Below are 21,422 nucleotides of genomic sequence, written 5' to 3' on the forward strand. Positions count from 1 at the left end.
GATCAGCCGCGGCGGAGCACCCGCTCGAAGCCCCATCGGGTCACCCGCAGCATCGCCTCGACGACGATGCCGCTGCTCATCTTCGACTCGCCCGCCTCGCGTTCGCGGAACTCGATCGGGACCTCGACCAACGTGTATCCGCGCCGGAGCACACGACGGGTGAGGTCGATCTGGAAGCAGTATCCGCGGGACTCCACGGACTCCTCCAGCACCTGGCGGAGCACCTCGGACCGGTACACCCGGTAGCCGGCGGTCACGTCGCGGGTGGGGATGCCGAGCATCGTGCGGGCGTACCAACTGCCGCCGCGGCTGATGAGCTGACGGGTCCAGGGCCAGTCGACCACGGAGCCGCCGCGCACCCATCGCGAACCGATCGAGCCGCCGACGGTCGCCGGACCCGTCACGACCGCGTCGATGAGGGCGGGCAGACGCTCCGGGGGATGGGATCCGTCGGCGTCGAGCTCGACGAGCAGGTCGTAGCCGTGCTCGAAGCCGTAGGCGAACCCGGCGAGGTACGCCGCGCCCAGCCCGTTCTTCTCGGTGCGGTGCAGGACGTGGACCCGGTCGTCCGACGCGGCCATCGCGTCGGCCAGGTCGCCGGTGCCGTCGGGGCTGCCGTCGTCGACGACGAGCACGTGCGCGCTCGGGACGGCGTCCAGCGCCCGCGGGACGATCAGGCCCAGATTGTCCTTCTCGTTGTAGGTGGGGATGACGACCAGGACGGACGGCGTCGCAGGGGGAATGGTCACAGGCGGGTACCTCGGTCGGGATTCGGTGGGAGTCGTCAGTCGACGATGTCGGAGTACTCGGCGTTCTCCGCGTCCTCGTGGTGAAGGCGGCGGTGCAGGAGGAACGCCACGAGCGCGGCGACCCCGGCGGTGAGCAGGTCGCCCGCGGTGAACATCGCGCGGGAGACCAGGGCGACGGCGGAGGCCTCGGCGACGGTGAGGATGACGCCGGTCATGCCGATGAGCACGGCCTCGCGGACACCGACGCCGGAGGGCAGCAGGAATGCGAACAGGCTCGCCGTGAACCCGATGCCGATGGCGGCGGAGAACAGGAACACCTCGGACAGCGGGGCCTCGCCCGCGGTGAGCAGCATGAGGTGGACGCCGTACAGGAGGTAGGAACCGAGCGTCCAGCCCAGGGCGCCCAGCGTGGTCCCGATCCGCACCCGCTGCTGCAGCGGCGGACGCTTGAAGACCTTCAGCACGAGGTTCGCAAGGAAGGTCATCACCGTCGGGTGGAGGCACGCGAGTCCCACCGGCAGCAGCGCGAACAGCCACAGCAGCTGGGGGAGGCCGGCGGCCAGCTGGGGGAGCGCGACACCGCCGAGCAGCAGCGAGGCGACCACGCCGATGCCGGCGGCGTACAGCGAGGCCACCAGGACGCGGGCGCGCGCGACACCGTACTGCCGGCCCAGCTCCATCTGGAGCAGATACGCCCAGGCCGATCCCGGGACGTACTTGCCGAGCTGACCGACCAGCATGATCTGGGCGCTGCGGACCACCGGCACGCGGTGCCCGAGCCCGCGCAGCAGGGTCACCCACGCGGCCACGTTCATGGTCATCCCCGCGAGGAGGACGACGAACGAGAGGACCAGCCAGAGCGGGTTCATCTCCATGACGACCGGGCCGACCTCATCCCAGATGGAGATGAAGTACCAGGCCGCGAAGCCGATGACGGTGAGGATGAGGACCCACCGCAGCACCTTCATCGCCACGCCGAGCCGACGTCGCCGCGCAGACTGCTGCGGGGCGACCTCGGAGGGCTCCGAGTCGTCCGCGACGTCTCCGGGGGTGTCCGTCACGATGTCAGTGGCCCTTGGCCGCGTAGAAGGCCTCGGTCGCGTCCTTGCTGGGTGCCCACCACGCCTCGTTGGCGCGGTACCAGTCGATCGTGGCCGCCAGTCCTGCCTCGAAGTCGCGGTAGGCCGGCTGCCAGCCGAGTTCGGTGCGCAGCTTCGTCGAGTCGATCGCGTAGCGGAGGTCGTGTCCGGCGCGGTCGGTCACGTGGTCGTACGCGTCGGCGTCCCGGCCCATGAGCGTCAGGATGAGCTCCACGACCTCCTTGTTGTTCTTCTCGCCGTCGGCGCCGATGAGGTAGGTCTCGCCGATCCGGCCCTTCTCCAGGATCGTCAGCACCGCGGAGGAGTGGTCGTCGGCGTGGATCCAGTCGCGCACGTTCTCGCCGGCGCCGTACAGCTTCGGCCGGATGCCGCGCAGGACGTTCGTGATCTGCCTCGGGATGAACTTCTCGACGTGCTGGAACGGTCCGTAGTTGTTCGAGCAGTTCGAGATCGTCGCGCGGACGCCGAAGGAGCGGACCCAGGCGCGGACCAACAGGTCGCTGCCCGCCTTCGTCGACGAGTAGGGCGACGACGGGTTGTACGGCGTCTGCTCGGTGAAGCGCTGCGGGTCGTCGAGCTCGAGGTCGCCGTACACCTCATCGGTGGAGATGTGGTGGAGCCGGCGGTCGTGCTTGCGGGCCGCTTCGAGCAGCGTGTAGGTGCCGATGATGTTGGTGTCCAGGAACGGACGCGGGTCGTTCAGGGAATTGTCGTTGTGGGACTCGGCCGCGTAGTGCACGACGGCGTCGACCTCGGCGAACAGCTCGTCGACCAGCGCCGCGTCGGCGATGTCGCCCTGCACGAAGCGCACGCGGTCCTCCGCGAGGCCCTCGAGCGATGCCCGGTTGCCGGCGTAGGTGAGCTTGTCGAGCACGGTGACGCGGTGGTCGGTGTTCGCCACCACGTGGTGGACGAAGTTCGACCCGATGAACCCGGCGCCGCCGGTGACCAGGAGGTGACCCATCAATAGCCTCGTTCCAGCAGATCCAGCAGGTACGTGCCGTACCCGGACTTCACCAGCTTCTGCGCGCGTTCGCGCAGCTCGTCGTCGGTCAGGAACCCCTGACGCCACGCGACCTCCTCGGGGACCCCGATGCGCATGCCGGTGCGGCGCTCCATCGTACGGACGTAGTCGCCGGCATCCGTCATCTGGTCGAAGGTGCCCGTGTCGAGCCATGCCGTCCCGCGGGGGAGGACCTCGACCTGGAGGGCTCCGCGCTCGAGGTACACGCGGTTGATGTCGGTGATCTCGTACTCGCCACGCGCGCTCGGCTTCAAGCCGCGGGCGATCTCGACCACGTCGTTGTCGTAGAAGTACAGGCCCGGTACGGCGTAGTTGCTCTTGGGGGCGGTCGGCTTCTCCTCGAGCGAGATCGCGCGACCCTCGGCGTCGAACTCGACGACGCCGTACGCCTGCGGCTCGGCCACCCAGTAGGCGAAGACCGCACCGCCGCGGATGTCCTCGAAACGCTTGAGCTGGGTGCCCAGACCGGGCCCGTAGAGCAGGTTGTCACCCAGGACGAGCGCGACGGTGTCGTCGCCGATGAAGTCGGCGCCGATGGTGAAGGCCTGCGCCAGACCGTCCGGGGAGGGCTGCTGCGCGAACGTGATGTTGACGCCGAACTGCGACCCGTCGCCCAGGAGCCGCTCGAACGAGGCGGCGTCGTGCGGCGTCGTGATCACCAGGATGTCGTCGATCCCCGCGAGCATGAGGGTCGACAACGGGTAGTAGACCATCGGCTTGTCGTAGACCGGGATGAGCTGCTTCGACACCCCGAGGGTGATCGGGTGGAGTCGCGTGCCGGAACCGCCGGCGAGGATGATGCCCTTCACGAGACTCCATCCTGCCAGAGGGACCGGCCGATTCCCTGAGGTGGTCCTGAGCGGAGGAGGGGCGTCGCTCAGGGATCGCCGTGGTCGGCCCGCCTAGAGTGGACGGGGACGTGTCACGACTGGAAGGCCTCGATCCATGGATCTGCTCATCGTCGGTTCGGGCTTCTTCGGGCTCACGGTCGCCGAGCGGGCGGCAGCGGCCGGCCGCCGGGTGACGGTGATCGACCGCCGTGCCCACATCGGCGGGAACGCGTACTCGGAGGCCGAGGCGTCGACGGGGATCGAGGTGCACCGGTACGGGGCGCACCTGTTCCACACCTCGAACGCGACGGTGTGGGAGTACGTGAACCGGTTCACCGCGTTCACCTCGTACGTGCACCGGGTGTACACCACCCACAAGGGCGTGGTGTACCCGCTGCCGATCAACCTCGGCACGATCAACCAGTTCTTCCAGGCCGCCCACGGGCCGGATGCGGCGCGCGCGCTCATCGCGGAGCAGGCGGGAGAGTTCGACCCGAAGCAGGCCCGGAACCTCGAGGAGCGGGCGATCGGTCTCATCGGCCGGCCGCTGTACGAGGCGTTCATCCGCGACTACACCGCGAAGCAGTGGCAGACCGACCCGAAGGACCTGCCCGCCGAGGTCATCAGCCGCCTCCCGGTGCGGTACACCTACGACAACCGGTATTTCAACGACACCTGGGAAGGCCTCCCGGTCGACGGGTACACGGCGTGGCTGGAGCGGATGGCCGACCACCCGAACATCGAGGTGCGGCTCGAGACCGACTTCTTCGACGAGACGCAGCCGCTCAACAAGCGCGCGACCGTCGGGCAGGTCCCGATCGTGTACACCGGCCCGGTCGACCGGTACTTCGACCACGCCGCCGGTGAACTGTCGTGGCGCACCCTCGACTTCGAGGAGGAGGTGCTGGAGGTCGGGGACTTCCAAGGCACCAGCGTGATGAACTACGCCGACGCCGACGCGCCGTACACCCGCATCCACGAGTTCAAGCACTTCCACCCCGAACGCGCCGACCGCTACCCGACCGACCGTACGGTGATCATGCGCGAATACTCGCGGTTCGCGACCCCCGACGACGAGCCCTACTACCCGGTCAACACCCCCGCCGACCGCGACGGGCTCCTCGCATACCGCGAGCTGCAGCAGGACGAACCCGACGTGCACTTCGGCGGGCGCCTGGGCACCTACCAGTACCTCGACATGCACATGGCCATCGGCGCCGCCCTCAGCATGTGGAACAACAAGCTGGCATGAGCGACGAGCGGGCGGTCGTCGCGCACGTCGTGTTCCCGGTCACGGCGGCCGAGCAGGTGCTGCCGCTGTACGTCGACGGCGACGCGACCGCCGCGACCGTGCTCGACCGGCGGCGGATCCGCGTGGTCGGCGGCCGTGTCTCCCTCGGGTCCTACTTCAACGCCTTCCCGGCCGCGTACTGGGCGGCCGAGACCGCGCATGAGGCGGTGCGACTGGCCGTCCGCGCGAGCGGGACGGGGGAGGTGCGCGTCGTGCGTTCCGACGCCGACGCGGTGACCCGCGTCGTCGACCGTCGCGCGGTCGACGGGAGCACCGAGTACACCGTCGACGTGCCGCTGACCGGGTCGGCCGACGGCGGTGCGCTCTGGATCGACCTCGCCGGCGGCGACGACGGTCTCACGCTGGAGTCGGCGGAATGGTCGGTCCCGGGGACGGCGCGGGCGACCGCATCCGTCGCCATGGCCACGTTCAACCGGCCGACCGACTGCCACGCACAGCTGCGGGCCATCGCCGAAGACCCCGACATGGCCGACGTGATCGACCGCATCGTGGTGGCCGATCAGGGCGGCGACCTCGTCGCCGACCAGCCGGGCTTCGCCGAGACCGCCGCGGCCCTCGGCGATCGTCTCCTCCTCGTGCGCCAGCGGAACCTCGGTGGATCCGGCGGCTTCTCCCGCGGCATGCTCGAGGCGCTCGAGGCGGGGACGAGCGACGCCGTGCTGCTCCTCGACGACGACGCGATCTCCGAACCCGAGGCGATCTTCCGCGCCGTCCGGTTCGCCGACGCCGCTCGCGAGCCGGTGATCGTCGGCGGCGGGATGCTGCACCTCGACCGCCGAAGCGTGCTGTACACGCAGAGCGAGCAGTGGGACCGTCGGATCGGCTGGGTGCGCCTGGACCGCGAGGGCGCCTACGACCACGACTTCGCCGCCGTGCCGTTCCGCGACGCACGCTTCTTCCACCGTCGACAGACCTCCGACTTCAACGGGTGGTGGATGTGCCTCATCCCGCTCGCCCTGCTGCGCGAGACCGGCCTGTCGATGCCCCTGTTCCTCAAGGGCGACGACGTCGAGTTCGGGCTCCGCGCCGGTGCGGCCGGCGTGCGAACGGTCAGTCCTCCCGGGATCGCGCTGTGGCACATGGGCTGGGGCGGCAAGGCACCCACCCGCACCTGGGAGGCGTACTTCCTGCACCGCAACCGGCTCATCACCGAGGTGCTGCACAACCCCGACCGGCGTGCCACGCGGATGCTGCTGCACTCCTTCCTCGGCGATCTGAAGCCGTTGCTCACCCTGCAGTACTCGGCCGTGCGGCTGCGCGCGCTCGCGGCCGTCGACGTGCTCGCCGGCCCCGAACGGCTCCCCGGGTGGCTCGACGCCCGGGCCGGCGAGGTCCGTGCGCTGTGGTCGCAGTTCACAGACGCGATGCCGGTGTCGGCGCCCGACGACGCCGATGCGCCCGCGCCCGCCCCGGCCGGACGCGCTGCGCAGGCGGCGACCCTGCTCCGGGTGGCGGCCCGTCATCTGCTGCGGGCCGAGCGCCCGGCGACGGGGCGAGCGGTGCGGGTGCCGGCGCGAGCGCTCGGCTGGTGGACCTTCGCGTCGATCGACGCCGCGTACGTCGACACCGCGGACGGTGCCGCCGTCGTCCGCTACGTGCGCAGTCGCCGGGAGACGCTCCGGGCGCTGGGGCGCAGCATCCGGCTGCACGCGACGTTGTGGTGGCGGTGGCCGCGACTGGCCCGCCGCTACCGGTCGGCCGCGCCGGAGCTCACGTCGCCACGGGCCTGGTCACGGATCTTCGGTCGGGGGTGAGCTGAGGTGACCGCGTGGATCGCCGCGCTCCCCGCCGTCCTCGCCGCGCTGGCACTGCTGCTCGTGCCCGGACTCCTCGCGACGGCGCCCCTGCGGCTCGGGCTCGTCGCACGCGCCGCGCTGGCCGCCGTGACGAGCGTCGCCTGCCTCGGCGTCGCGGGCGTCGTGTTCGGCCTGCTCGGCATGCCGTTCGGTCCCTGGCAGCCGCTCGTCCCGGCGTTCCTGCTCGGGCTGCTCGCCTGGGCGTTCCGTCGGCGCCTCCGGCCGGCCCGCATCGCCCGGGCGGGGGTGCGGTGGTGGTGGCCGGTCCTCAGCTGGGCCGGTGCCGCGATCCTCATCGCGTGCGTCGCCTTCTGGTCGCTTCCGTCGCCGGACCGCATCAGTCAGACCTACGACAACGTCTTCCACCTCTCCGCGATCGCGCACATCCTGCAGACCGGCGACGCCTCGTCGCTGACGCTCCGGACCCTCATCGAGACCGACCGGACCTGGTCGTTCTACCCGGCCGGGTGGCACGCCCTCGTCGCGGCGACCGTGCAGCTGACCGGCGTCACGGTGCCGGTCGCCGTGAACGCCGCATGGATCGCCGTCAGCGCGGCCGTCTGGCTGCCCGGGGTGGCCTGGCTCGCGCAGGTGATCCTGCGGAGGTCCGAGCCCGGACGGGTGGCGCTCGTCGCGCTGCCGCTGGGGGCGGCGTTCGCGGCGATGCCGTACGCACTCCTCACCTGGGGAACGCTCTACCCCACGTTCCTCGGCACCGCGCTGCTCCCGGCGGCCGTCGCGGTGCCGCTCGCCGCCTGGCGACGCGCCGGCGACGCATCCGGCACCCGCATCCCGATCGCCCTCGGCGTCGCCGGAACCCTGCTCGCGCTCACCGCCGTGGGGTTCGCGCAGCCGCGCGTGCTCGTGACGTGGGCGCTGCTGCTCATCCCCTTCGCGCTCGCCGAGGGCGTTCGGATGTTCCGTGCGGCGTACCGTGCCGGAGGCCGGGCGCGTGCGTCGGCACTGTGGGCGCTCGGCAGCCTCGTCGTCCTGGCGGTCGTCTTCGCGGGGGCGGCCTTCGCCTACCTCGTCCTCCGGCTCGGGCTCTTCGACCGGCCACTCGACGACCGGCTCGGCGGCCCGCAGGCGATGGCCACGCAGAGCGTCGCCGTCGGCCTGTGGCAGGTGGTGTCGCAGTCGTGGCCCCTCGGCGTGGGGGCGACCGTCACGTTCCCCGCCGTCCTCCTCGCCGTCGCGGTCCTCATCGGCATCGTGGTGGCGACCCGCACCAGCGGTCTGCGCTGGGTCGTCGTCGCCTATGCGCTGGTCGCCGTGCTCTTCGCGCTCGCCGCCGGCAGCGACGACGTCGTCGCCAAGCTCACCACGGCGCTCTGGTACAAGGACCGCTATCGGCTGAGTTCCGCCGTCCCGGTCCTCGGGGTGGCGCTCGGCACGCTGGGGATCCTGTCCGCGGCCTCGTGGCTCCGGCGGCCGCGGGCCGCCCGGGTCGCGGCGGTGGCGGCGGCCTGGCTGACCGCGCTCACCGCCGCGGTCACGCTCGGTGCGGTCACCTCGACGGTCGCATCCGTGTTCCGGCTGCCCGCGACCGGTGCCGACGACGAGGTGGTCTCGGCCGCGCAGATCGCGTTCATGCAGCAGCTCGACACGGTCGTGCCGGACGACGAACTGCTCCTGGGCGACCCCTGGGACGGCGGCGCGCTCACGCTGCTGTACGGAGGAGTGGAACCGGTGTTCCCGCACGTCAACGGGCAATGGGACGCCGACCGGCAGATGCTCGCATGGCGTCTCCAGGACATCGAGACCGATCCCGCGGTCTGCGACGCGCTCGACCGGCTCCGGGTGCGGCACGTGCTCTTCCACCCGCACGAGTTCGGCGGCGGAGACCCGTCAGGCAACCACTTCATCGGTGTGCACACCGCGGTCGACGCCGGACTGTTCACCGAGGTCGCCACCGACGGCGACTCCACGCTGTACCGCATCGACCAGTGCGGACCGCTCCCACGGTGAGGCGCGCGCGTTCCGCGGCCGATGCGCCGCATCCCCATAGACTCGGGGACGTGAGTTCTGCCGCTGTGGGTGCCCCCGGTTCGCCGCGGCGATACGTGCACTCGTTGTGGCTGCTCTCGGCGCGGGATCTGCGCGTCCGCTACGCGACCAGCGCCCTCGGGTACCTGTGGTCGGTGCTCGATCCGCTCGTGATGAGCGTCATCTACTGGTTCGTCTTCACGCAGGTCTTCCAGCGCGGGGCCGGCGAACAGCCCTACATCCTGTTCCTCATCACGGCGCTCCTGCCCTGGGTGTGGTTCAACGCCGCCGTGAGCGATTTCACCCGGGCGTTCAACAAGGACGCGCGGCTGGTGCGCTCCACCGCCATCCCGCGCACCATCTGGGTGAACCGGATCGTGCTGAGCAAGGGCGTCGAATTCCTCTTCTCGATCCCCGTGCTCGTGGCGTTCGCGATCTTCGCCGGCGGGACGGTCGGCTGGGGGCTGCTGCTGTTCCCCGTGGCGGTGCTGCTGCAGACGATCCTGCTCGTGGGCCTCGGGCTCATCGTCGCCCCGCTGTGCGTCATGTGGGGTGACCTCGAGCGCACGACCAGGCTCATCCTGCGCGCCCTCTTCTACGCGACGCCGATCATCTACGGGATCTCCGACCTGCCGGCCCCGTTCCACGACCTCGCCGCGTTCAACCCGCTCTCGGGCATCTTCACGCTCTACCGCGCCGGGTTCTTCCCCGGGCAGTGGGACACGTTCAGCGTCGTGGTCGGCGCGGTGATGTCCGTCGCGATCCTGCTGATCGGACTGTGGACGTTCCGGCGCCTGGAGCGCTCGGTGCTGAAGGAGCTGTGATGGTGCACGACAAGGTGGAGACCGACGTGGCGATCCGGGTGCACGACCTGGGCGTGCGGTTCCGCCGCAACCGTCGCGGTCGCCGGACGATCAAGGACCTGTTCGCCGGCGCATCGCGCCGCAACCGGCCGGGCGAGTTCTGGGCGCTCCGCAACGTCAGCTTCGACGTGCGCCCCGGCGAGTCGATCGGCGTGGTCGGACGGAACGGGCAGGGCAAGTCGACCCTGCTGAAGCTCGTCGCGGGTGTGCTGCTCCCGGACGAGGGCGGCGTCGTCGTCAACGGCGGGGTCGCCCCGCTCATCGAGATCACCGGCGGGTTCGTCGGCGACCTCACGGTGCGCGAGAACGTGCGCCTCACCTCGGGGCTCCACGGGATGACGAAGGCCGAGGTCTCGCGCCGGTTCGACTCGATCATCGAGTTCGCCGAGCTGCAGGACTTCGTCGACACCCCCTACAAGCACCTGTCGAACGGCATGAAGGTGCGCCTGGCGTTCTCCGTGGTGTCGCAGCTGGAGGAGCCGATCCTGCTCGTCGACGAGGTGCTGGCGGTCGGGGACAAGGCCTTCCGCGACAAGTGCTACAAACGCATCGACGAACTGCTCGCGGAGGGGCGCACGCTCTTCTTCGTCAGCCACAACGAGCGGGACCTGCGGCGCTTCTGCACGCGGGGCCTCTACCTCGCGAAGGGCGCGCTGAAGCTGGACGCGCCGATCGCCGAGGTGCTCGACGCGTACAACGCGGACAACCCGACCGCCTGAGACGCACGACGCGGCGTGCCGGGGCCTCAGTCCTCGAGCGGCGGCATCGGCTTCCACGACGTGTCGCGGGCGATCCTGCCGCCGTCGCGCAGGCCACGGAACAGGTTCGAGGTGCCACGCACCTTGCGCTCCACCACGAAGAGGCGGATGAGCTCCTTGCCGAACGTCAGCGCGGTGCCGAGGCCGAACAGCACCGGGTTGTAGACACCGAGCGAGCGGTAGTACTGCTTGATGTGCCCGCGGTTGCGCATGATGTAGTACCGGTACGCGTCGCTCGAGGCGTTCATGTGCCGGATGCCCATGTCCCACTGCTTGATCTCGCGGGTGCGGCGCAGCACGAACTCGTTCACGATCACCGACGTCGTCAGCCGCGACGCGAGCCAGCCGTAGGTCTGGTCGTCCCAGTAGATGAAGAACCGCGGGTCGGGCAGGCCGATCTGCTTCACGATGTCACGGTGGATGAACATGCCCTCGAAGCATCCGGAGTTCATCTCCTTGAACCCGGACGCGTCGAACCCGGCCGGCGCGAAGGGGATCGGGATGCCCATGCGGTCGGCGATGCGGTACTGCCAGTAGAACTCGCTGCCGTCAAAGTCGTAACGGCGGCCCTGGATGCTCTTGAACCGCGGTGCCCAGGAACCCATCTTCGCGAGGCCGTCGGGGATCACCTCGACGTCGTCGTCCATGAGCCAGATCCAGGTCGAACCGAGCTCGTACGCGGTGCGCATGCCCTCGCTGAACCCGCCGGACCCGCCGGTGTTCGTCTCGAGCCTGCGGTAGACCAGCTCGGTGCCGAGCCGGTCGCGGAAGGACTCCACGAGCTCGGTGGTGTCGTCGGTGGAGGCGTTGTCGATGATGACGACATGACCGGGCTTCGGATCCATCCGCTCGATCGAGTCGAGCAACCGTCGCAGCAGGGCTGAGCGGTTGTAGGTGACGACGGCGATCGTCGCGGATGCGGGGTCGAACCCGGTCTGTGTCGGCGCGTCGAGACGTTCGGATGCGGCGGCCATAACGCCCCGATCCTACCCTGCGGACCCGGGACCACCCTGAACGCCGCTCGACGGCAGGTCGGGTGTCGCCGGAACCCGCGCGTGCACGCGCTCGCGCCAGGAGCGGGAGAGCCCCGCGCGGGTCGCGCACAGCACGAGCATGAACCAGCCGAACGAGTGGAGCGTGAAACTCTCGAACATCGAGTCGACGAGCAGGGTGATGAGCACGAGCGGCGTCCACGTGAAGACGATGGAGCGCCGCTCGCTCGCGTCCAGCCAGGAGCGCACGAGCGCGAACCCGCAGAGGAAGACGAACAGGAGCAGGCCGAGCCACCCGAGCTGGAGCAGCACGTCGAAGTACGCGTTCAGCGCCGACGCGTGGTCCTGGCGCAGCGCCGTGTTGATCGCGAAGAACGGGAACTCGGTGTCGGGCCACGGGCCGTACCAGCCCCAGCCCTGCACAGGGTAGGCGCGCACGTAGTCCAGGATCGAACGCCACAGGGTCGCGCGACTGGAGAAGTCCGACCCCGCCCCCAGGAACGCCACCACCGCGGCGCGGTTGAGGGAGAGCACCACGAGGACGAGCACGAGCCCGGCACCGACGGTCCACTGCAGCATGGGGCGACGCGTCGGCGCGACGCCGCGCACCAGCGTCAGGGTCGCCGCGGCGACGGCGACGACCACGCCGATCACGAGCACGGTGGGGGAGTCCGACAGCACCGCCAGCCCGCCGGCGAGGACGACCGAGAACACCGAGAGCCCGGGACGCACGGAGGCGGTGCGCCACTCGACCAGGAAGGTCACCAGTGCGATGACCGCGACGAAGCCGAGCGCGTTGCGCGTACCGAAGACACCCTGCACCGGCCCGAGGTCCGCGATCGACCCCTGGATGCCGAGGAGCGGGATCGGGGTGTCCCACAGGATGCCGGCCAGGATCTCCACCCCGAGCGAGATCGACAGCAGCACCCGCAATACGTCGCCCACGGTGCGGGCGGTCTGCAGGGTGTCGCGCACGTGTGCGACCGCGACGGCGAGCAGCGCGAAGGCGAACGTCCCCGCCCACCCGAGCAGCGTCTTCGGTTCGTCGCGCGTCCAGAACACGCTGACGAGCGCCCAGGCGAGGAAGACGAGGAGCGACGTGGGGGCGAGCCGGAGCAGCGACAGCTCCCGGCGTCGCGCGACGAGCATGGCCACGGCGAGGACGCACAGGCCGGCGATCGCGGTCATGTAGGTCACCCGGCTGGAGATCCGCTCGACCGCGAATCCCGCGAACGCCGCCCCCACCGTCGTGAGCGCGAACGCCCGGGCGAACGACGCGGAGCGCAGCAGGTCGACGACCGTGCCGCGCAGGCCGCGGGGGACGCGCGGTCCGGTCATGGCCCCGTCACGGCGTCGCCGCGCTCCAGCGCCACCGACTGCTCCGCGGGGCCGACGCCCACCAGCGGCGCCTGCGTGATCTTCGTGCCGAGGGCGACGACCAGCATCCAGCCCCACAGCAGCAACGGGCCCGACTCCGTCACACCCTGCACGAGCAGCAGCGTCGCGAGCAGGGTCGGCAGGAGGGTGAGGGGGGAGTACGGGCGGTCGGCGCGCAGGTCCCACCGCGGTCGGTCGATCGCGAAGAACCAGGAACGCCAGATGAACGACAGGTAGATGCCGACGACGAGCACCAGCCCGACCGCGCCGAGCTGCAGGAAGACGTCCAGCCACATGTTGTGCGCCTGCTGCACGCTCACGCCGTGGTCCACGATCCAGCCGTCGAAGGCGGGGTCGCTCGTGAGCCACGGGGTGGAGTACCCCCAGCCGACGACGGGATGCTGCGATGCGCGCTCCAGCACGGCGTCCCAGATGCGCTCCCGCCCGGTGAGATCGGCCGAGCGGCCGAGCGCGGTGAAGATCGCGTCGCGGCCGAACCACAGTGCGGCGGCGCCGCCGAGCCCGACGAGTGCATAGAGGAGGTAGTACTTCGTCCGCCCGCCGGCGTGCTCGACGGTCCGCATGAGCAGGACGGTGCCGAGCACGACCAGCACGGCGAGCGCCGACAGGTACGCCGTCGCGGAGCCGGCGCGCACGAGGAGGAAGACGGCCAGCAGCATCCAGCCGACGAGGAGCACGCGGCGCGGGGCGCCGGCGGCGAAGCGGACGGCGAAGACGATGAGCGCCAGCACCGCGACCGCCGCGAGGAGGTTCGCGTTGCCGAACAGGCCCTGGATGCGGCCGCCGTCGAACAGGTTGTCCCGGGACCAGTACTCGATCGGGTCGTAGGTCGCGTCGGGTGCACGCAGCCGGAAGCCGGGCAGCAGGGGCGCCTGCACGAACAGTGACACGGCGAGCTCGAACACGAGGGAGAGCCCCAGCGCCCACTTCAGCGCGGACGCGATCGACGCGACGAGTTCCCGCCAGGTGAGGACGGCGGCCACGAACAGCCCCTGCAGGGTGGTGACCGCGAGCAGCAGCCACGTCGGCACGGTGGCGCCGGGCCACGCCGACCACAGCACCGAGAGCCCCGCCCACAGCACATAGGCGAGTACGAACCACGGGAGGCGGCGCCCGTTCAGCGGGGGGCGCACCACGAGCCACACGACGGAGGACACGATGCCCGCCGTGATCGCGACGGCGCCGGCCGCCACCGCGCCGAACGCGAGCACCCAGGCCACGCCGGTCACGCCGAGGAAGAGCACGAAGACGCACCACGCGCGCAGCAGCAGATGCGCCGTCCGCTCCCGCTCCGGCGCGGTCGGCACCGGCCACGCGGGATGCTGGGTGTGCACTGCCATGATGCGGCAAGCGTATCCCGCGACGGCTCTAGGCTGGGGCTGTGCTGGCACCGCTCGAGAACGCCCCGCGCGACTACGCGTGGGGGTCGACCACGCTCATCGCCGGATTGCAGGGACGTGAGGCCTCCGGCGCCCCGGAGGCGGAGGTGTGGTTCGGGGACCACCCCGGGTCGCCGGCCCGGCTCGCCGACGGCTCGGCGCTGGGGGAGCGGCTCGCGGCGCGCGGTGAGCCCTCGCTCACCTACCTGCTGAAGCTCCTCGCCGCCGCATCCCCCCTGTCCATCCAGGTGCACCCCACCAAGGCCCAGGCCGAGGCCGGGTACGCCGCGGAGGAACGCGCCGGGATCCCGCGCGACGGTGCGGAGCGGAACTACCGCGACGACAATCACAAGCCGGAGATCCTCGTGGCCCTGGGCGGGCCGTTCGAGGCGCTCGCGGGACTGCGCGACCTCGTCCGCACCCGGGAACTGCTGGCCGGGTTGCCGCAGACGGAGGGTGTCCGCGCCCTCGCGGCGCACCTGGTCGGCGACGACGATGCGGCGGCCCTCCGCGGGGCGCTCGACTGGCTCCTCTCAGGCGAGGCCGGGGGTGCCGTGGCCGAGGTGATCGCCGCCGTCGCCGACGCGCAGGACGTGCCCGGGTTCACCGCGGAGCTGTCCGCCGTCCGACGGATCGCCGAGCGCTACCCCGGAGATCCCGGCGTGGTCGTCGCGCTCCTCATGAACCTCGTCGTGCTGGAGGACGGTGAGGCGCTCTACGCCCCCGCCGGCGTGCTGCACGCCTACCTCGACGGTCTCGGGGTCGAGATCATGGCGGCGAGCGACAACGTGCTGCGCGGCGGCCTCACCCCCAAGCACATCGACGTGCCGGAGCTCCTGCGCGTGGTGGACACGCGCCCGAGCGCGCCGCCGCGGATCGCGCCCGAACCCGTGGCCGACGGTGTCGAGGTGTACCGGCCCGACGTGCCGGACTTCGAACTGTGGCGCGTGCGCGTCGACGGCGTCGCCCCGCGCACCGTCGCCCTCCACGGGCCGGCCATCGCGCTCGCCGTCTCCGGCGGGGTCGCCGTGGCGGCGGGGGAGACCCGGTTGGCGCTCCGTCCCGGCACTGCCGCCTTCGCGACGGCGGACGAACAGGTCCTCGAGATCTCCGGCGAGGGGATGCTCTACCTCGCGCTGCCGGGGCGCTGAGCGGCGCGACGACAGGCGACACGCCGACGACACGCCGTGAAGCTTCAACGATCTGTTGAGGCTTTACGATGTGCGACTTGACCCGGACGAATCACACCTGTGTAATTTATTCAGCGCGCAGCCCGCGTGCGGCGACCAGGTGGGAGAGGGAAATGACGGGAGCAGGCTACCGTTCGGGCGTTCCCGACAATTGGTTCGTCGACCCGGTGTTCCTCGGGGTGCCCGGCGTCCGCCGCCACGACCACGTCGACGAGGCCGATCCGCTCAGCTGGCAGACCGACGCGCTGTGCGCGCAGACCGACCCCGAGGCGTTCTTCCCCGAGAAGGGCGGCTCGACCCGCGACGCCAAGAAGATCTGCACGAGCTGCGACGTGCGCACCGAGTGCCTCGAATACGCGCTGCAAAACGACGAGCGCTTCGGCATCTGGGGCGGCCTCAGCGAGCGCGAGCGGCGCAAGCTCAAGCGCCGCGCCGGCTGAACCCCGCCGTCGCACGTGCGATCGGAACCCGAATCCGGCTTCCCGGCGCGTTCGCCCAGGTCCGCGCCTCACGCGGCCTAGGCTGACCTGGTCATGCCCGCCCGTGTCCATGCCCTGCTCGTCGTGCGCCCCGACGGGCGTACCGGAGCCGCCGCGCACCTTCAGCGCACCCTCGCCGCGCTGACCGAGCAGACCCGTCGCCCCGACGCACTGACCATCGTCCTGTGCGGCGCCGGGGACCGTGCCGTCACCGAACTCGCGACCGCATCCGGGGCCGAGGGCGTGGTCACCGCCGCCGCCGGCACCTCCTACGCCGCAGCCGTGCGCCTGGCCGCCTCCCGCATCCAGGGCGACCTCGTGTGGCTGCTCGCGCAGGACACCGCTCCCGAGCCCGACGCGCTCCGCGCCCTGACCGGCGCGCTCGAACTCGCGCCGTCGGTGGCCGTGGCGGCACCGAAGCTCGTCGACTGGGACGACCGCACGCGCATCGTGTCGCTCGGCGTGACGATGACGCGGCTCGGTCGCACCGTCGGGCTCGCCGACGGGGAGTTCGACCAGGGCCAGCACGACGTCGACGCCGACGTGCTCGGCGCCGACGTCCGCGGAATGCTCGTCCGGGCCGCGACCTGGCATCAGCTCGACGGCATCGACCCCGCGCTGCACGGCGCCGACGAGGGCCTCGACCTCGGTGTCCGCGCCCACCTCGCAGGGCACCGGGTCAGCGTCGTCCCCGCCGCCGTGGTCGCGACGGCGAGCGACGGCGTCGCCTCGCTCCCCGCCCCGACCACGCGTCGACGGCGTCGGCGCAACGCGTACGCCGTCCGTCTCGCCCAGCTGCAGCGCCGTCTCGCCTACGCGCCCGCGGCCACGGTGCCGCTCCACTGGCTGTCGCTCATCGTCCTCGCGGTGTGGCGCGCCGCCGCCGCGCTCGTCGCGAAGCAGCCCTCCCGCGTGGTGCCCGAGTGGCGGGCGAGCATCGTCGCCTTCTGGCGCTGGGGCGCCATCGCGCGTTCGCGCACCCGCATCCGTCGGGCGCGCACGGTCGCCTGGTCGCAGCTCGCGCCGCTCCGGATCACGCGGACGCAACTCCGGCAGCGGCTCGACGTCGACGGCGACCGGGATGCCGCCGTGCGGCCCGTGCGCGAGGAACTCCGCTTCTTCACCGGCGGTGCCGCCTGGGTCGTCCTGGCCGCGCTCGTCGCATCGGTCGCCGCGTTCCCCGCCCTGCTCGCCTGGCCGGTGCTCGGCGGCGGCGCACTCGCACCGCTGGCCGCCACCGTCGGCCGGCTGTGGGAGGACGCCGCGTTCGGCGTCCGCGCCGTCGGGCTCGGCGAGGTGGGACCCGCCGACCCGTTCGCCGCGGTGATCGCGATCATCGGCTCGCTCACGCCGTGGGAACCCTCGCGTGCCATCGTGCTCCTGTGGCTGCTCGCCACCCCGCTCGCCGTGCTGGGCGGCTGGTTCGCCGCCACCCGGGTGACCAGTCGTTCGCTGCTGCGCAACTGCGCGGGCGTGCTGTGGGCGCTCGCCCCGTCGTTCTGGGTGTCGCTCGTCGAAGGCCGTCCCGCCGCCGTGATCGCGCACCTGCTGCTGCCGTGGCTGTTCTACGCCGGCTCCGTCGCGCACCGCTCCTGGGCCGCCGCCGGCGCGAGTTCGCTGCTGCTCGCCGCGGTCGTCGCGTGCGCGCCGTCGCTCGCCCCCGCGCTCGTGGTGCTGTGGGCGGTCGCCGTCATGCTCACGGTCGTCGCCCGCGGGGGCGCCGGTGTCGGGCACATCGTCTGGGTCGTCGTACCGGCCATCGCGCTCTTCGCGCCCGTCGTGTGGGGGCAGCTGCACGGCGGGAACGTGTGGGGCCTGCTCGCCGACCCGGGACCTGCCGTGACCACCGGCGCCACGGCGGACGCCGCCGGGCGACTCGCGCTCGCCGCGGGCTTCCCGACGGACGCGTACGGCGGGTGGGACCTGTTCCTCGCGGACCTCGCCGCCCAGTGGCGGATCGCGATCCCCGGCTGGTCCGCCGCCGTGCTCGTCGTGCCGCTGCTCGTCGCCGCCCTGTGCGCACTGCTGACCCCGCGCTGGATGGTCGCAGCCGTCCTCACGGTCGTGACCCTCCTCGGCCTGGGCACCGCGTTCGCGGTCGTCGGCCTGCAGGTCGCGCACACCCCCGCGGGCGACCCCGTGGCGATCTGGCCCGGGCCCGCGCTCAGCCTCGCCTGGCTCGGTCTGGTCGCCGGCGCCGCGGTGGCGCTCGACGCCGGGTCCGCTCCGTCCCAGCGGCGGGTCCGCGCGGTCGCGGCGACCGTGCTCATGCTCACAACCGCGGCGGCGGTCGCTCCCGCGTTCACCGCGACCGTCCGTGACCAGTCGCCGCTGCAGAACGGTCCCACCTCCACGCTGCCGGCGTACATCGCGGCGCAGGGGCGGGGCGACGCGTCCGTCGGCACCCTGGTGATCACCCCCCGCGCCGACGGCGCCGTCGCGTCCCGGGTGGTCTGGGGCGGCAGCGACACCCTCACCGGCACGTCCACCGTGCTCGCCACCCGCACCGAACTGACCGAGACCGAGCGCGAGGCCGCACAGCTCGTCGCCGACCTCGTCACGCCCGCCGCTCCCGACGTCGTCGACCGCCTCGCCGCGCACGGCATCCGGTTCGTGGTCGTCGCGGGCGACGACGACTCCGATCAGGCCCGAGCGCTGCGGCTGACCGCGGCGACCTCGCTCGACTCGAGGGACGGCCTCGAAGGCGTCGGGCAGACGCCCAAGGGCGCGCTGTGGCGCGTCGCGACCGACGTCGCCGCACGCCCCGCGCCGGGCGTCGCCGTCGAGGGCGTCGCCCGACTGGTCGTGGTCGGCCAACTCGTGGTGGTCGCCGTGGCGCTGCTGCTGTCCGTGCCGACGTCCGCCTCCAGGCGTCAGGCCCGCCGTACGTCCCGGGTCGTCGGTCCGCGGGCGCGGGAGGAGGAACGATGAGCGACCGTCGACGCATCCTCAAGTGGGCCGCGACCAGCACCCGGCTGATCGTCGGCGCCGCGGTGGCCGCCGCGGCGGTCCTCGCCGTCGCGCTCGGGGTGGCCGCCCCGTGGCCGACGCTTGTGGCCGCCCCGGCATCCGTCGAGGTCACGCCCGCCGCCGCCGACACCGTCGCCGCGTGCCCCGGCGGACTCGTGGCGCTCGGGCGCAACGTGACAGCCGCGTCGGAGCTCACGCTCGCGGCCGCGCAGCAGGTGGTCCACGCCACCGGCGGGGCCGAGGCCGAGACCTCCGCGCTCACCGCCTCCCCGGCGGTCGAGGGCGACACCGGCGCCGCCGTGCTCACCGCGGCGCCGACCGGCGGGGTCCGCACCGACATCGCCGCCGCCGGGTCCGCCTTCGTCGACGCCGCCGACCTGCGCGGGTACGCCGCATCCGCGTGCCGGGCGCCGGCGATGGAGTCCTGGCTCGTCGCCGGGGCGACCACGACGGGTGCCGGCGACGTCGTGCTGCTGGGCAACCCGGGGGAGGAGCCCGCGACCGTGGAGCTCACGTTGTACGGCGCCGCCGGTCCCGAGACCCCGCCCGCGGCGCGCGGCATCGTCGTGGCGCCCGGCACCCTGAAACTCGTCCCGCTCTCGTCCATCGGCGTCGGCGAGGAGGCGCCCGTCCTGCGGGTCACCGCGTCCGGTGCCCCGGTCACGGCGGCGCTCCAGTCGAGCATCACCCGGACCCTTCTTCCGGGCGGCGTCGACCAGACGGGCCCGGCGGTCTCGGCCGCCACCGCCGTCGTGATCCCCGGGGTCACCGTCACCGACACCGCGGTCGCCGCGGCGGAGGCGGGGGCCACGACCCGCGTGCGGATCCTCTCCGCGCAGGCGGACGCCACCGCGCGGGTCGCCGTCACCGACGCGGACGGCGAGGTCGCCGCGACGGCCGACGTGCCGCTTGCCACCGGCGTCCCGTCCGAGGCCGGCCTCAGCGACCTGCCCGAAGGCGTCTACACCGTCACCGTTACCGCGGACGCCCCGGTCGTCGCCGCCGCCTGGCAGACGACCGGATTCGGGGAGGGCGCGGACTTCGCCTGGTACGCGGCGACCCCCGAGATCACCGGGGAGACGCTCCTGGCCGTTCCCGAGGGACCCTCGCCCCGTCTGGTGCTCACCGCCGTCGGCGGTCCGGTCGAGGTCGTCGTCACCCCCGACCGCGGCGGCTCGGGCGAGCGGGTCGCAGTGGGGGCCGGGGAGACCGTCGCGGTCGAGGTGTCCGCGGAGACGGCCTACCGACTGGAGACGGACGCGGCCGTGCACGCCATGGTGTCCTTCGCCGGCGGCGGCGCACTCGCCGCCATCCCGGTGTGGCCGGCCGACGCCGCCGCGGCCGTGCTCACCGTCCTGCCCTGAGCGGACTCAGAGGAACCGGAAGCGCTCCGGACCGAGGTCCCACGGGTCGCGGTCGAGGTACTCGGCGGCGGCGCGGAACACGCAGCTCTCGATCATCATCCGCCGGTGCATGTCGTCGTCGCGGTGGAGATGACCGAGTCGCTCGATCGGCAGCCGGTACAGCACGATGCGCTTCTGCGCGGTCGAGACGCTCCACCGCGGGATGCCGTCGGCATCCGTCGCGGTCGGCATGTCGGCGATCTCGAAGCTCACGTCGCGGAGGTCGGGCCACGCCCCGCGGAGGAACTCGGCCGTGCTGCCGACCGCCAGGTCGAACCGGTCGACCCGCGTCTCCAGCGGAGGGAGGGGCGGGCGGACCACGGCGCTGCGCCCTTCGCGGCCGTGGCGGCCGTGTCGGCTCGGCCGTGCGGGAGGCGTGCCCGTCCTGCTCCTGCGCCGAATCATGTGCCCATCCTAGGCGTCGGGCGGCCGCCGGGGACGGTGCCCGGCGCGGCGCCGAGGACACGCGGACGACGCCGATATCGTTGACGCGATGGGTGAGAGAGTCTGCGCCAAGGTGGGGTGCGCGCGCGAAGCGGTCGCGACGTTGACGTACGACTACGGCGACCAGATGGCGGCGCTCGGTCCGCTCGGTCGTGCCGGCGACCCGCACGCCCACGACCTGTGCGCCGTGCACGCGGACCGGCTCTCCGTCCCCAAAGGCTGGCTGGTCGTGCGGCACGAGACCCTCCGCACCTGAGCGGCGCGCCCGACACGGCTAATTTTGATCCGTTCAAAAGAACTCGCTAGACTCGAGTCATGCACAGGACGGACAGCGATGCGGACGCCGCCATCCGTGCGGCCGGTCTGAAGGTCACCGCCACCCGCCGCGCGGTCTACCAGGCGCTCAGCGCCCACCCGCACGCGAGCGCGGACCAGGTCTTCGACGCGCTCCGCGACGCGCTCGAGGCGCCCAACAAGCAGTCCGTCTACAACGCCCTCGGCGACTTCGTCGCCGCCGGGCTCACCCGCCGCATCGAACCGGCCGGACAGCCCGGCCGCTACGAGATGCGGGTCGACGACAACCACCACCACCTCGTGTGCAGCTCCTGCGGCCGCGTCGAGGACGTCGACTGCGTCGTCGGCCAGGCGCCCTGCCTCGAGCCGGCCACCACGAACGGGTACCGCATCCACACCGCCGAGGTCACCTTCTGGGGCCTGTGCGGCGACTGCGCCCCCACCGACTGACACCC

At 72.2% G+C, this 21,422-nt stretch carries 19 protein-coding genes; 11 read left to right on the plus strand and 8 right to left on the minus strand.

Annotated features, from left to right (window positions below):
- Positions 1-2: 2 nt before the first annotated feature.
- From ACWAUO_RS09030 to rfbA, 4 genes are read right to left on the minus strand one after another with little or no spacing between them, the layout of a single operon-like run.
- Positions 3-749 carry a polyprenol monophosphomannose synthase gene (locus ACWAUO_RS09030; RefSeq protein ID WP_460774817.1) on the minus strand — a complete coding sequence of 249 codons (747 nt, stop codon included), beginning with the start codon at positions 747-749 and terminating at the stop codon, positions 3-5.
- Positions 750-784: 35 nt separating this feature from the next.
- On the minus strand, positions 785-1,810 hold the full coding sequence (locus ACWAUO_RS09035; protein ID WP_460774818.1) for a lysylphosphatidylglycerol synthase domain-containing protein: 1,026 nt from the start codon (positions 1,808-1,810) through the stop codon (positions 785-787).
- Positions 1,811-1,814: 4 nt separating this feature from the next.
- Positions 1,815-2,813, minus strand: coding sequence for a dTDP-glucose 4,6-dehydratase (gene rfbB / locus ACWAUO_RS09040; RefSeq protein WP_460774820.1), 999 nt, complete (start codon positions 2,811-2,813; stop codon positions 1,815-1,817).
- Entirely contained in the window at positions 2,813-3,682 is an 870-nt protein-coding gene (gene rfbA / locus ACWAUO_RS09045; RefSeq protein WP_460774821.1) for a glucose-1-phosphate thymidylyltransferase RfbA, read from the minus strand. Before rfbA ends, rfbB begins: the two co-directional genes overlap by 1 nt.
- A 136-nt stretch (positions 3,683-3,818) precedes the next feature.
- Here rfbA and glf point away from each other — a divergent pair, with 136 nt between their 5' ends.
- Genes glf through ACWAUO_RS09070 form a run of 5 tightly spaced genes read left to right on the plus strand, consistent with a single transcriptional unit; the run spans position 3,819 to position 10,379 of the window.
- A complete protein-coding gene (glf, locus tag ACWAUO_RS09050) occupies positions 3,819-4,955 on the plus strand; it encodes a UDP-galactopyranose mutase (RefSeq protein ID WP_460774823.1) in 1,137 nt (378 codons plus the stop codon).
- On the plus strand, positions 4,952-6,769 hold the full coding sequence (locus ACWAUO_RS09055) for a glycosyltransferase (protein ID WP_460774824.1): 1,818 nt from the start codon (positions 4,952-4,954) through the stop codon (positions 6,767-6,769). The genes glf and ACWAUO_RS09055 overlap by 4 nt, the downstream gene beginning before the upstream one ends.
- Before the next feature lie 6 nt (positions 6,770-6,775).
- On the plus strand, positions 6,776-8,779 hold the full coding sequence (locus tag ACWAUO_RS09060) for a DUF6541 family protein (RefSeq protein WP_460774826.1): 2,004 nt from the start codon (positions 6,776-6,778) through the stop codon (positions 8,777-8,779).
- 50 nt (positions 8,780-8,829) lie between these two features.
- Entirely contained in the window at positions 8,830-9,621 is a 792-nt protein-coding gene (locus tag ACWAUO_RS09065) for an ABC transporter permease (RefSeq protein WP_460774828.1), read from the plus strand.
- Complete coding sequence (locus tag ACWAUO_RS09070; RefSeq protein ID WP_460774830.1) at positions 9,621-10,379, plus strand: ABC transporter ATP-binding protein; 759 nt, start codon at positions 9,621-9,623, stop codon at positions 10,377-10,379. The genes ACWAUO_RS09065 and ACWAUO_RS09070 overlap by 1 nt, the downstream gene beginning before the upstream one ends.
- Before the next feature lie 26 nt (positions 10,380-10,405).
- Here ACWAUO_RS09070 and ACWAUO_RS09075 read toward each other — a convergent pair whose 3' ends face one another.
- Genes ACWAUO_RS09075 through ACWAUO_RS09085 form a run of 3 tightly spaced genes read right to left on the minus strand, consistent with a single transcriptional unit; the run spans position 10,406 to position 14,148 of the window.
- A complete protein-coding gene (locus ACWAUO_RS09075; protein ID WP_460774832.1) occupies positions 10,406-11,392 on the minus strand; it encodes a glycosyltransferase family 2 protein in 987 nt (328 codons plus the stop codon).
- A gap of 12 nt (positions 11,393-11,404) precedes the next feature.
- Positions 11,405-12,748, minus strand: a complete 1,344-nt coding sequence (locus ACWAUO_RS09080) for an O-antigen ligase family protein (protein ID WP_460774833.1) — start codon at positions 12,746-12,748, stop codon at positions 11,405-11,407.
- The gene (locus ACWAUO_RS09085; protein WP_460774834.1) at positions 12,745-14,148 is read right to left on the minus strand and encodes an O-antigen ligase family protein; all 1,404 of its coding nucleotides are present in this window, start codon (positions 14,146-14,148) and stop codon (positions 12,745-12,747) included. The genes ACWAUO_RS09080 and ACWAUO_RS09085 overlap by 4 nt, the downstream gene beginning before the upstream one ends.
- 41 nt (positions 14,149-14,189) lie before the next feature.
- Between ACWAUO_RS09085 and manA the strand changes: the two genes are divergently transcribed.
- The 4 genes from manA (at position 14,190) to ACWAUO_RS09105 (ending at position 20,190) form a co-directional block, all read left to right on the plus strand.
- Positions 14,190-15,338, plus strand: a complete 1,149-nt coding sequence (gene manA / locus ACWAUO_RS09090) for a mannose-6-phosphate isomerase, class I (RefSeq protein ID WP_460774836.1) — start codon at positions 14,190-14,192, stop codon at positions 15,336-15,338.
- Between the two features lie 152 nt (positions 15,339-15,490).
- The gene (locus tag ACWAUO_RS09095; protein WP_460774838.1) at positions 15,491-15,817 is read left to right on the plus strand and encodes a WhiB family transcriptional regulator; all 327 of its coding nucleotides are present in this window, start codon (positions 15,491-15,493) and stop codon (positions 15,815-15,817) included.
- Positions 15,818-15,910: 93 nt separating this feature from the next.
- On the plus strand, positions 15,911-18,787 hold the full coding sequence (locus tag ACWAUO_RS09100) for a glycosyltransferase (RefSeq protein WP_460774839.1): 2,877 nt from the start codon (positions 15,911-15,913) through the stop codon (positions 18,785-18,787).
- Positions 18,784-20,190: a DUF5719 family protein gene (locus ACWAUO_RS09105; protein WP_460774841.1), complete on the plus strand. Its 1,407-nt coding sequence runs from the start codon at positions 18,784-18,786 to the stop codon at positions 20,188-20,190. Before ACWAUO_RS09100 ends, ACWAUO_RS09105 begins: the two co-directional genes overlap by 4 nt.
- A 6-nt stretch (positions 20,191-20,196) precedes the next feature.
- On the opposite strand, the gene ACWAUO_RS09110 is transcribed toward ACWAUO_RS09105, so the two are convergent.
- A complete protein-coding gene (locus ACWAUO_RS09110) occupies positions 20,197-20,634 on the minus strand; it encodes a metallopeptidase family protein (RefSeq protein ID WP_460774842.1) in 438 nt (145 codons plus the stop codon).
- A gap of 88 nt (positions 20,635-20,722) precedes the next feature.
- Between ACWAUO_RS09110 and ACWAUO_RS09115 the strand changes: the two genes are divergently transcribed.
- Positions 20,723-20,929, plus strand: a complete 207-nt coding sequence (locus ACWAUO_RS09115) for a DUF3499 family protein (protein ID WP_460774844.1) — start codon at positions 20,723-20,725, stop codon at positions 20,927-20,929.
- Positions 20,930-20,988: 59 nt separating this feature from the next.
- Positions 20,989-21,417 carry a Fur family transcriptional regulator gene (locus ACWAUO_RS09120; protein WP_460774845.1) on the plus strand — a complete coding sequence of 143 codons (429 nt, stop codon included), beginning with the start codon at positions 20,989-20,991 and terminating at the stop codon, positions 21,415-21,417.
- Positions 21,418-21,422: the final 5 nt, after the last annotated feature.

It is taken from the genome of Microbacterium sp. GXF7504, assembly GCF_054798235.1.